The 11,461-nt window shown below is 67.5% G+C and carries 11 protein-coding genes; 4 read left to right on the forward strand and 7 right to left on the reverse strand.

Annotated features, from left to right (window positions below; all coding sequences use genetic code 11):
• Nucleotides 1–8: 8 nt before the first annotated feature.
• Complete coding sequence (locus MKW15_RS07810) at nt 9–1,277, reverse strand: HRDC domain-containing protein (protein ID WP_240857013.1); 1,269 nt, start codon at nt 1,275–1,277, stop codon at nt 9–11.
• Nucleotides 1,274–1,903 carry a DUF3000 domain-containing protein gene (locus tag MKW15_RS07815; RefSeq protein ID WP_240857014.1) on the reverse strand — a complete coding sequence of 210 codons (630 nt, stop codon included), beginning with the start codon at nt 1,901–1,903 and terminating at the stop codon, nt 1,274–1,276. Before MKW15_RS07815 ends, MKW15_RS07810 begins: the two co-directional genes overlap by 4 nt.
• Before the next feature lie 100 nt (nt 1,904–2,003).
• Between MKW15_RS07815 and hemE the strand changes: the two genes are divergently transcribed.
• The 3 genes from hemE (at nt 2,004) to hemQ (ending at nt 5,227) form a co-directional block, all read left to right on the forward strand.
• Nucleotides 2,004–3,068 carry a uroporphyrinogen decarboxylase gene (gene hemE, locus MKW15_RS07820; RefSeq protein ID WP_240857015.1) on the forward strand — a complete coding sequence of 355 codons (1,065 nt, stop codon included), beginning with the start codon at nt 2,004–2,006 and terminating at the stop codon, nt 3,066–3,068.
• Nucleotides 3,068–4,468 (forward strand): protoporphyrinogen oxidase, encoded by a 1,401-nt coding sequence (gene hemG / locus MKW15_RS07825; protein ID WP_240857016.1) that lies wholly within the window; start codon nt 3,068–3,070, stop codon nt 4,466–4,468. The genes hemE and hemG overlap by 1 nt, the downstream gene beginning before the upstream one ends.
• 63 nt (nt 4,469–4,531) lie before the next feature.
• The gene (hemQ, locus tag MKW15_RS07830) at nt 4,532–5,227 is read left to right on the forward strand and encodes a hydrogen peroxide-dependent heme synthase (protein WP_240857017.1); all 696 of its coding nucleotides are present in this window, start codon (nt 4,532–4,534) and stop codon (nt 5,225–5,227) included.
• 30 nt (nt 5,228–5,257) lie between these two features.
• Here the strand turns inward: hemQ and msrB are convergent, their stop codons facing one another.
• From msrB to MKW15_RS07850, 4 genes are all read right to left on the reverse strand, one after another.
• Nucleotides 5,258–5,680: a peptide-methionine (R)-S-oxide reductase MsrB gene (gene msrB, locus MKW15_RS07835; protein ID WP_240857018.1), complete on the reverse strand. Its 423-nt coding sequence runs from the start codon at nt 5,678–5,680 to the stop codon at nt 5,258–5,260.
• A 71-nt stretch (nt 5,681–5,751) separates the two neighbouring features.
• Nucleotides 5,752–7,008, reverse strand: coding sequence for a glycosyltransferase family 87 protein (locus tag MKW15_RS07840; RefSeq protein ID WP_240857019.1), 1,257 nt, complete (start codon nt 7,006–7,008; stop codon nt 5,752–5,754).
• 89 nt (nt 7,009–7,097) lie between these two features.
• Nucleotides 7,098–8,642: an alpha/beta fold hydrolase gene (locus MKW15_RS07845; RefSeq protein ID WP_240857020.1), complete on the reverse strand. Its 1,545-nt coding sequence runs from the start codon at nt 8,640–8,642 to the stop codon at nt 7,098–7,100.
• Between the two features lie 155 nt (nt 8,643–8,797).
• Nucleotides 8,798–9,589, reverse strand: coding sequence for a pyrimidine reductase family protein (locus MKW15_RS07850; protein ID WP_240857045.1), 792 nt, complete (start codon nt 9,587–9,589; stop codon nt 8,798–8,800).
• Between the two features lie 35 nt (nt 9,590–9,624).
• Between MKW15_RS07850 and zapE the strand changes: the two genes are divergently transcribed.
• Nucleotides 9,625–10,638 (forward strand): cell division protein ZapE, encoded by a 1,014-nt coding sequence (zapE, locus tag MKW15_RS07855; protein WP_240857021.1) that lies wholly within the window; start codon nt 9,625–9,627, stop codon nt 10,636–10,638.
• A gap of 288 nt (nt 10,639–10,926) precedes the next feature.
• Here the strand turns inward: zapE and MKW15_RS07860 are convergent.
• Nucleotides 10,927–11,461, reverse strand: a 535-nt coding sequence (locus MKW15_RS07860) for an HNH endonuclease (protein ID WP_240857022.1), incomplete at its 5' end; no start/stop codon positions are given.

The following is an 11,461-nucleotide window of genomic DNA, read 5'->3' on the forward strand; positions in this document are numbered from 1 at the left end:
CAGATCTCCTAGGAGACCGCTGCTTTGGCGAAGGCCGCCGCGAACGGTTCCGCGCACAGGGCGCGTTGCCAGGCGCGGGCACCGTCCGACGCCAAACGCTGATCCACCTGTTCGGCCGTCGGTGCGGCTTCCGGGAGTCCGTCCCAGCACAGCTGCCGCATGACATCCGGTGCGAGCAGGTTCTCCGCCGGCACCGAATGTTCCTCTGCGATCGTCGCCAGCGCGGACCGGACCTCGGCCAGCCGAGCGGCGGCCTCGGGGTTGCGTTGCTCCCACCGGTTGGTCGGTGGCAGTCCGCCCGTCGCCGGCGCCTTGCGGGGCGGCAGTTCGTCGTCGGGAAGCTCTCGCGCGCGTTGCAACGCGGCCAGCCAAGTACCGGCCTGCCTGCGCTGACGAGGTCCACCGAACACCGGGAGGCGGGTGAGTTCGGCCGTGGTCTTGGGGCTGACCGTGGCCGCATTGATGATTGCCGAGTCCGGCAACACGCGCCCGGGCGCCACGTCACGCCGCTCGGCGATGTGCTCACGGGCTGACCACAATTCGCGGACCGCAGCCAGTGCCCGAGCGCTCTTGACCGTATGGATACTCGAGGTGCGGCGCCACCGATCCTCACGCGGCGGCGCCGGTGGGCGTTCGAGGACGTAGGCGAATTCCTCACGCGCCCAACGGTCTTTGCCGGCGTCGACGAGAGCGGCGTCCATCGCGTCGCGCAGTTCGACGAGTACCTCGACATCGAGGGCCGCGTAGTTGAGCCACTCGTCGGGGAGTGGGCGGCGCGACCAGTCGGCCGCACCGTGGCCCTTCTGCAGCCCCAGACCCAGAAAGTGCGCCACCATCGCCGCAAGGTTGACCTTGGCCAGGCCAAGGAGCCGTCCGGCCAGTTCGGTGTCATAGAGCTCCGCGCACCGGAAGCCGAGCTCACGAAGACAGGGCAGATCCTGGTCGGCGGCGTGTAGGACCCATTCTGGACCGTCGAGCACGGCGATCACCGGGGCCAGCGCCTCGGGTTCGGCGATCGGGTCCAGCAGGAACGACCCGGAACCGCGGCGTCGGATCTGGATCAGGTAGGCACGCTGCGAATACCGGTAGCCCGAAGCGCGCTCGGTGTCGAGTGCGATCGGTCCCGATCCGGCGAGCAGTTTGGCGGCGGTCTCGGCGAACTGCTGCGCGGACGTCAGCACCGGCGGAACCCCGTCGGCAGGCGAGAGCAACGGGGTGGTCTCGACCGGCTCGGAGTCGGTGGGGGACCCGCTCTCGGGCGTGTCCGCTTCGCTCATGAGGGGCCGAGTTCGGTGACCCCGACCGGCGGCAGCCCCGCAGCGGACGCGAGCACCTCGCAAAAGGCTTCGAGGTGGCTGCCCAGGCCGTCGGCGGTCACGGCCGTCCACGACGCGCGCAGCTCCAGTTGATGGGCACGTGGCGGGCCGGCGATGTCGCCGTAGCGAACCGACGTGGTCGAGGTGACCGTGCCGCCCAGAGCGGTGACCGCTACACCCGCGCTGTCGTCAGGAGTCGCGGTCGACCCGACGGGCACGCCCAGCGCCTCACTGAGCCAGCTCCAAGTCACTTCCGGCAACAACGGATCCATCGCGAGCGCGGCCTCGACCTCGGCCTGGATGTAGGCGACCAGGCGCATGGTCCCGTTCCAGGCGTCCTGACCGGCCGGGTCGTAGAGCAGGATCAGGCGTCCGAAGGCGCTGCCCGGGGAGTCGACCGGGACCTCGTCGGGTGCGACATCGTCGGGTGCGCGCACCTCGGTGCCGATCGCATAGCTGTACGGTGCGAGCCGCTGTGGTGGCCGGATCGGGCCGACTTCGATTTCCCGCCGTATCCGAGCGGCGTGCAGCGACTCGACCGCAGCGCGGAAATCAGCCGGCTCGCTTTCAGCTCCCGAAGACGTCACCGTTCGACGGTAGGTCGGCGGTGGCGAGCAGCGGCGGAGGCGCGCCGTACGGCAGACCTGGGGCCTGTCGCCGGTGGGTCGCGTGGCAGAGTGAACAACGATGTCGCACACACCTCGAATCCGCGCCGACCGGTCGCATCTGCCGCTGGTGGCGGCAGCGACCGGGCTCACACCCGCTCGCCGTCCGGTGTGGTTCATGAGACAGGCGGGACGCTCGCTGCCCGAGTACCGGGCCATCAGGGCCGAACACGGAATGTTGGAGTCGTGTTTCGACGCCGCGATGGTCTGTGAGATCACTCTGCAGCCGGTCCGCCGACACGACGTCGACGCCGCCATCCTGTTCTCCGACATCGTGGTTCCGCTGAAGGCTGCAGGCATCGACCTCGACATCGTTGCCGGCACCGGACCCGTGATCGCCGCGCCGGTGCGTTCGGAGTCGGCGGTCCGCGCGATACCCCGATTGGAGCCGGAATCGGTCGGCGCGATCGGCCGGGCCGTCGAACTGATCCTGGGTGAACTCGGGGAACACACCGCGCTGATCGGTTTCGCCGGTGCGCCGTTCACACTGGCGTCCTACCTCATCGAAGGCGGGCCCAGCCGCAACTACGAGCGCACCAAGGCGATGATGCATGGTTCGCCGGAGCTCTGGAACGATCTGATGGGCCGTCTTGCCGACATCACGATCGCTTTCCTGCGGGTCCAGCTCGACGCCGGTGTCGACGCCATCCAGTTGTTCGATTCCTGGGCGGGCATGCTCTCGGTCGCCGACTATCAGCGCTTCGTGGCACCGCACAGCACCCGTGTGCTCGCCGAGGTCGCCGAATACGGTGTTCCGCGAATCCATTTCGGCGTCGGTACCGGGGAACTGCTCGCGTCGATGGCCCACGCCGGGGCCGACGTCATCGGCGTGGACTGGCGGGTGCCCCTCGACGAGGCCGCGCGCCGCGTCGGTCCGGGAAAAGCCGTGCAGGGGAACCTGGATCCGACCCTGCTGTTCGCGGGTGACGCGGTCGTCGACCGCGAGGTGCGCCGGGTGGTCGCCGATGGCGACCGCGCGATCGCCGCGGGTGCGACCGGCCACATCTTCAACCTCGGTCACGGCGTATTGCCCGGCACCGACCCTGATGTCCTCACCCGCGTGGTCGAACGGATTCACAGCCTCTGATGGCGCACCGGGCGCGCGTCGCGGTGATCGGCGGTGGGATCTCGGGTCTGACTGCGGCACTGCGCCTCCGGCAAGGGCTCGGGCCGGATGCGCACATCGACGTCTTCGACGCGGGAGACCGGCTCGGTGGCATTCTGCACACCACCGAGGTCGGCGGGCGCCAGGTGGACGTCGGCGCCGAGGCATTCATCGTGCGGCGTCCCGAAGCGCTCGAGCTGGTGCGCGAACTCGGGCTGGGTGACCGTGTGGTGTCGCCGACGGCGATGCGGCCGGCGATCTGGTCGGGTGGAGGTCTGTACCCATTACCTGCGCCCGCGTTGATGGGTATCCCCGCTTCGGTGGAATCGGTTGCAGAACTTGTTGATTCGGATGATCTGACGCGGATGTCGGCCGAGGCGGATCGCGAACTCCGGTGGCGTGCGGGCACAGACCCGTCTGTCGGTGACTTCGTCGCCGACCGCTTTGGCCCGTCGGTCGTCGCCCGCAGCGTTGATCCGATGCTGGGTGGGGTGTATTCCAGTCTGGCCGCCGACATCGGCGTTCGGGAGGCGCTACCGGCACTCGCGACGCGACTCGACGCGGGCGCACCGTCGCTGACGACCGCGGTCAACGAGGTGATCGGGGCCGGGGCCGGGGCGTCGGGACCTGTCTTCGGCACCCTGGTCGGCGGATATCGCGTGCTGGTCGACGCACTCGTCGAGGCGGCGTCGGCGAACGTTCGACTCGGTGGAACCATCACCGGGCTGCGCCACGAGCGCGATTCTTGGGCGATCGGAGTCGACAACGATCCACAGGAGTACGACGCGGTGATCCTGGCGGTCCCCGCCCAGGTGGCCGCGGCACTGCTGGCGTCGGAGTGTCCAGGAATGGCCGGTCCGCTCGCCGAGGTCTCGGGCGCGTCGTCGGTGGTCGTCTCGCTCGCGTTGGCTCCCGGCACACGGTTGCCGGATCACTCCGGCGTTCTGGTCGCCACCGGAGAACAGTTGCGCGCCAAGGCCTTCACCTTCAGTTCGCAGAAGTGGCAGCATCTGGCCGATCGCTGCGCGCCGGTCTCGGTTCGGGCGTCGTTCGGGCGATTCGGGGCGCCCGTGCCGTCGGAACTCGAGGAACCCGGCGTCGACGATCGGTTGGTTGCCGAGGCGCTCGCAGATCTGGACGAGGTGTGCGGCGCTGCCGGGGTCGGCGCGCTGTCGTCGCAGATGACCGACGTGGTGGTGCAGCGGTGGACCGGCGGTCTGCCGGTGTACGCGCCCGGTCACCTGGCGCGGATGGCCGAAGTGCTGGCCGGTCGGCCGCGGCGGCTGGCGCTCGCCGGTTCGGCCTATGGCGGAGTCGGTGTCCCGGCCTGTATCGCGCAGGCCGGCCGTGCGGCAGCCGAAGTACTCGCCGACCTGGGGTGAGACGGCACCTGACTGACCGACCTGACTGACCGCCCGCACCGGCCCGGTGGCACGATGAATGTCATGAGCCGCTTGGACTATGCAGAACTCAACGCCACCGTCCGCTACTTGATGTTCTCGGTGTTCGCCGTGCGTCCCGGCGAACTGCCGGCCGATCGTGCGCAGGTTCGGTCCGATGCCGCCGACTTCTTCAAGACCCTTGACGACAGCGGGGTCGTCGTGCGTGGCGTCTACGACGTCGCGGGCTTGCGCGCCGACGCCGACTTCATGATCTGGTGGCACGCCGAGAACGTGGAGGCACTGCAGGCGGCCTACGCGCGGTTCCGCCGCGAGACCGAGTTGGGCCGGGCGTGTAATGCGGTGTGGAGCAACGTCGCACTCCACCGGCCCGCCGAATTCAACAAGAGCCACGTGCCGGCCTTCCTCGCCGGTGAGGAAGCGGGCAACTACATCTGTGTGTACCCCTTCGTTCGCTCCTACGAGTGGTACCTGCTGCCCGACGAGGAGCGGCGCAAGATGCTCGCCGATCACGGCAAGGCCGCACGCGGCTACAAGGATGTGCGGGCGAACACGGTGTCGTCCTTTGCGCTGGGCGACTACGAGTGGCTGCTGGCCTTCGAGGCGCCCGAACTGCATCGCATCGTCGACCTGATGCGTGATCTGCGCGCCACCGAGGCGCGAATGCACGTGCGCGAGGAAACCCCGTTCTTCACCGGTCCGCGCGTCGAGGTAGAGGCACTGATCGACGCTCTGCCGTAATGCCGCGACTTTCTCGCCGCGCCTGGCTGCTCAGTCCTGGTTGGGGTCGAGCGTCAGGCTGATCGAATTGATGCAGTAGCGCAGGTCGGTCGGGGTGTCGTAGCCCTCGCCGGCGAACACGTGACCCAGGTGGCTGCCGCAGTTGGCACACAGCACCTCGGTGCGACGCATGCCCATCGAGTCGTCGGCGCGCTCGATGATGGCGTCACCGGCGAGCGGGGAGAAGAACGACGGCCAGCCGCAATGGGATTCGAATTTCTGGGTGCTGCGGAACAATTCTGCGTCGCACGCCCGGCACCGATAGACACCGACGGTCTTGGTGTCGGTGTACTCGCCGGTGAACGGTGCCTCGGTGCCGGCTTGACGCAGGACCCGATATTCGGCGGGCGTCAGCCGTTCCTTCCACTGTTCGTCGGTCAGATCGGCGAGTTCGGCTGGGGTTTCGGAGGTCATGGCACCACGGTAGCGACACCTCGTCCTCCGGTGCCACGCCACGCACCACCATGTGACGTCGGGGTGCCGTATCAGGAGGTCGCGGACACCGACCGAGTCGTCGTATCGTCCACCGACGCTGCGGATTCGACCGTCTCACCGGCCGGTGTCTCGGAGACCGATCGGATGTCGAGGTATCGGAACAGCAGCGAACAGAACACCGCGATCATCAGCAGTGACCAGCCCCAGGTCACCTTGCCGTATTCGAGGATCCAGCCGAAGGCATTCCAGCGTTCGGAGTAAAAACTGTCGAACGCCATGCATCCGTACACGCCGAGCCAGGCGGGCCAGTTACGCATCGGCGAGCCGGGCAGCACCACCGACATCAGCAGCGGGAACAGGAGCATGGAGTAGTAACCCTGGCCCAGGGAACCGACCAGGAAGGTCGTCACGAGCAGAACTCCCGACGAGGTGGTCAGCCAGAGCAGTTCGTTGTTCTTGCGGTAGTACCGGTAGAGGAACCACAGGGAGAACACGGCCATCGCGACGAATGCGACCCGCAGCAGCAGAATGAGCCACGGGGCGACGCCGAAGTACGCGCCGTTCCCCGAAATCGAGCTGTTGTAGTAGTCGCGCGACTCGAACAGATAGGGCGCGGTCTCGGTCACGAATGCCTTGGCGTCGGTGCTCAGCGGCCAGGCGACGACGGTCAGTGCGGCCGGGATGGCAATCGCCGTGATGAGCACCTTCCACTGCCGATTGAGCAGGGCCAGCAACAGCAGCGGTGCCAGCACCGGCTTGACCGCCAGGGTGAGTCCGAGTGGCACACCGGCCCACAAGTCGTGCCGTCTGATCATCAGCAACATGAAGCCGAGCATCCCGAGCAGGACGAACGCGTTGAAGTTCGTGAAGATCAGCGTGTTGGCCACGGTTTCGGTGCTGAAGAACACGAATAGGACGGTCGGGAACACCCAGGTCGACGCCGAGTATCCGAACATGCGGGTGAGCAGATACGCGCACCCGACCAGGGCAATGGCGCTCACCGCGATGAACAGCCACCGGGCGCGTTCGTAGTCGAGGACCGCGACGGGTGCCATCAGCAGCGTGCCCGACGGCGGATACAGATAGTGGGGGCTGACCGTGTCGTAGTTCTCGCCGTAGACGGGCAGGTTGTTGAGGAAGTTGTATGCCGCGGCGTAGACAGGTTTGAAGTCGTCGGTCCTCGAGCCGTTCACACCCAGGATCAGCGAACGCTGGATCACCATCATGACGCTGATGGGCCACAGGATCATCGGGACGATCCGCTGCACGCTCACCTGCGGGTAGAGATACCTGTCGAGAATGGCCACCCGCGAACCGTACTACGAACGCGAAGCGCGATTCGGGACAACCCCGTGCGGGTCGGCTTTTGCGGGCCGGCCGAAATGTCCGGAGCCGATCAGGCGGGGCAGCCGCGCTCGATCGGTGCCGGGAGCGGGGCCCGGTCGACGTACTCGGCGACCGTCTGCGCCGCACATGCGCTGTGCGCGAGCACCGAGTAGCCGATCCCCGGCCAGGTCACGGTGACCGGATCGACCCCGGCGTTGAGGAAGGTGGCCCGTAGGGCACTCGCACCGTTGCCGCCGTTGATGGTGTCGTTGCTGCCGTTGAGCACCAGTGGAGCTGTGACGAAGGATTGCGGTGCAGCAGTGGGCTCACCGGCGGCCCAGCCGTTGCAGCGCATCAGCGACAGCGCACTGTCGCTGCCGGTGAGGGGACTCTGGCGCGACCACGTGTCGATGAGCCCGGGTATCTCGTTCTGGCCGACGGGTCCGATCACGTCGTTGCATCTGGACACCAGCGCGCCGTCGTTCAGGCGTAGGTCTGCGGCCTGATCGGCGAGAGCCGTCAGGGCGGTGACGTCACCGCGGTCTGCGGCGGTGATCGCACTGGCGATGGCGGGCAGCGCACCCCGTTCGTCGGGCGCGAGCGCGACCGCGGTGGTGATCGCCGAGAGCACCTGCGTGTCGGAGAGCCCGCGCAGGCGTCCCTGCGCGCCCTTGTCGATCACTCGTTTCATGGTCGCGACGCCGTCGGCGCCGAAGGCGCAGTTCGGCAGGTTCGCGCAGCGCTGAGCGAACGCCTGCAGACCGGCTTGGACCCCGGTGGATCGGCTCTGGGCGCGATCACGTGCCGTCGCACCGAACGGGGTGGGAGTGTCGAGGATGAGGCGTCCGACGCGCTTGCCGTGTATCGAGGCGTAGGCCAGGGTGACGTCGGAACCTTCGCCCACTCCGATCAGGCCGAGATGCTCGACACCCCATCTGGTTCGCAGCGTTTCGAGGTCGGATGCCGCAAAGCCGATGGAGAAGTCCAGTTGGTAGGGCGTGAGGGTCTCGGTGCAACCGTCTGAGGCGGACGACGCGCTGGTCGCCAGTTCGGTGATCCGGTTGGCCTGCGAGGTTCCGCCGGAGAGCCCGTTGTCGGTGATAGCCGCGCGTTCGGCACGGGTCATGCAGTCGAGCGGGTTGCTCTGCGGCAGGCCGCGGCGGTCGATCGCGACGATCGGGTGGGTGCGCAGGAGTTCGCGCCCCTGACCCCGGGCGGTCAGCAACAGTGCGCGTGTCGACGGCATGTCGGACCCGGCGGTCAGCACCAGCGGCGCCGCATTGGCCGGCGTCTGGGCAGTGCGGAGCCGGGTTGCGGCGATCGTGATGGTTTCGTCGTCGGGCTTGGCGGGGTCCACGGGCGAACTGAAAGTCGCACACTCGATGACCACTCCGGCCGGTACGGCGACCTCGAGACGATTGGCCGTTGTCTGCGCACACTCCCGCCACGACAGATCCTGTCGTGGCGCGGTGAGGGTCGGCGGTGGGGGTGGCGCCGAGGACGTCGACGCCGGCTCGTCGCCGTGCTCGCCGGCGATGAGGCCGGGTCCACGATCCGGTCCGACCGCGCACGCCGACACGATCAGCATGGTGGCGGCGCCGAGGGCACCCGCCATCACCCGTGCCCTTCGGTACCTCGTCGTCCTTCGGCCACTCGTCGTCCATCGGCCACCGTTGTCCCGAGTCCGGCCGCCCCGCGCAACTCGCATGTCCGCGAGCGTAGTCAATGGTCGTCGGTCGGCTGTCGAATGGCCGTCCCGACCTGTGCGTCTCAATCCGATGTTCGACCGGTCCTGACCCATCGGGTGAACATGAATCCGTCGTCGTCGGTGAGGATCAGTTCGGTGTGCATGTCGCGAAGTACGGCCGGCCGGCGGCCGTGCGCGATGCGACTCGCGTCGCCGGCCACCAGGTGGGGACTCGTCGTGAGGCACACCTCGTCGACCAGATCCTCGGTCACCAGCGACCCGAGGAGGCTGGGCCCACCTTCACAGAGAACGCGGTGCCAGCCGCGTTCGGCACATCGATCGAGGACGATCTGCAGGTCGACGGTGTCGTCGCCGCAGTCGATCAGGGTGGCACCGGCGGCGACGAGTTCCCGGCGTGTGTCCGCGGGCGCATCTCGGCAGGTCAAGACCACGGTGTCGGGGTGGGCGAGTGGCGGATAGTCGGCCGGGATCGCGAGCGTTCGCGACACGAGCGCCAGTGCCGGTGCAGGTGTCTGTTCGGCACGGTTGCGTGCGTGTGCGAACACATCGTCCGGCGACGGCTGACCGTAGTCCTCGACGGTCGCGGTGCGCGCACCCACCAGGACGACATCGGCCAGCGCGCGCAGTACCCGGAAGATTGCCTTGTCACCCGGTCCGGCGAGATCGGCCGACTTTCCGTTGTGAGTGACCGCCCCATCGATCGAACTGACGAAGTTCGCTCGCACATAAGGCCGGGTCAGGCAGGGCGGTGACGCCGGTACCTGCGGGTACGGATAGGCGTCGGCGAGCCGGCGCAGGGTCGAGGTGTCGTCGGTTCCGGATGTGACCTGGGTCGCTTTCTGTAGGTGGAACATGACTCCCTCATGTTGCATGTGGCTAGGCTCCCCATATGGTGGCACGACTCTGCGATCGCAACCCGTCGGTATCTCCCGATGCGCTCATCGACGAGATGGTGCCCCCGTCGACCTTCGACGAGGTGAGCTTCGACAGCTATATCCCCGATCCCAACGAACCGTCGCAGGCCCAAGCGGTGAGCAAGGCCCGCGACTTTGTGGAGCGGGCGTCCAAGGTGCGGTCGGGCAAGCGCGGCTTCTTCTCGCGCAAGGGGCCGAGTCAGGGTATCGGTCTGTACCTCGATGGCGGCTTCGGTGTCGGCAAGACGCACCTCTTGGCCTCGATCTACCACTCGATGCCCGAGCCGAAGTCGTTCGCGACCTTCGTCGAGGTGACGCACGTGGTGGGCGCGCTCGGCTTCATGAACGCCGTCGAGCGACTCTCGGAGCACACAGTCCTGTGTATCGACGAGTTCGAACTCGACGATCCCGGCGACACCATGTTGGTGTCGCGACTGCTCACCGAACTCACCGCGCAGGGCGTGTCGATAGCCGCCACCTCGAACACCCTGCCCGGCCAGTTGGGGGAGGGCCGGTTCGCCGCTCAGGACTTCCTGCGCGAGATCCGCAAACTCTCATCCGTGTTCGAGACCATCCGAGTCGACGGTCCCGACTACCGTCACCGCGACCTGCCGCCGGCCCCGGAACCGCGCACCGACGACGAGATGCTCGAGGTCGCCGAGTCCACGCCGGGCGCGACCCTCGACGACTTCGACGCGCTCTGCGATCACCTCAGCACCCTGCACCCCTCGAAATACAAGGACCTCATCGAGGACGTCTCGCTGGTCTGCATCCGGGGAGTCCATCCCGCTCGCGATCAGTCGGTTGCATTGCGCCTGGTGGTGCTCGCCGACCGTCTGTACGACGCGAACGTGCCGGTGACCGTCTCCGGTAGCAAGCTCGACCAGATCTTCACCGATGAGATGCTGTCCGGCGGCTACCGAAAGAAGTACCTGCGAGCGACGTCACGATTGCTCGCGCTGTCGCGCTTCGCGGAAGCCGCTGCCTGACAACAGCTCTCGGACGCGGTTGGTTCGCTGTCGCGCTGCCGAAGTCATCACATCTCCCGGGCGTGGGCCAGCTGGTGTGGCCTCGGAGGTTTCCGGGGTGGGGGGCTTCGACTGCGCGGCAACGGTTTCCCGTGGCGTCGCGGTTCACACTATGGAGTTCTCAAAGGTCGTGCGCGGAGCGAACTCCGCTGATCGTGATGGTCACCGGCGGATCTCGACACGGTGCCTCGCCCCTGGGGTCGGTACCGGCTCGATCAGCGGCAGGGGCGCGAGATCACGTGGTCGGGTTCAGGCGGCGTTGTCCAGGCACATGGTGCGTCGGTTGTAGGCCGGTAGTGGTCTCCTTTCCGGATCAACACTGGCCGGCGGGACCAGCCAGGGGTGGCGGTCATGTCCAAGCACCACGTCCCACCCGTTGTGATGCACATCGGTGTGGCAGGACGGGCAGAGCAGACACCCGTTGTCCAGGACGGTTTTGCCGCCGTCGGCGTGATGCTTGATGTGGTGCGCGTGGGCCCAGGACGCCGGGGCTCCGCATTTGATGCAGCACCCGCCGTCCCGCACGATCAACGCTCGGCGAAGGTGTGGTGGGAACAGGCGCACGTTGTCGGTCATCGCGACCGGCACCCCGTTCTGATCGACGGTGATGGCGGTGACCACCGCGTCGCAGGTGAGTAGCCGCGTGGTTTCCAGGGTGACGGGCCCGGTGAACGCCATGCTCGCGAGGTCGGGGTTGTCCGCCGGCAACGTGAGCAGCACTTGATGTTTGGGCATCCCGACCAATCCGTCCCCGTGGGCGGCGGCGTCGAGGATGCGTTCGAGG

The sequence above is a fragment of the Gordonia gummivorans genome, assembly GCF_022513585.1.
Classification (GTDB): Bacteria; Actinomycetota; Actinomycetes; order Mycobacteriales; family Mycobacteriaceae; genus Gordonia.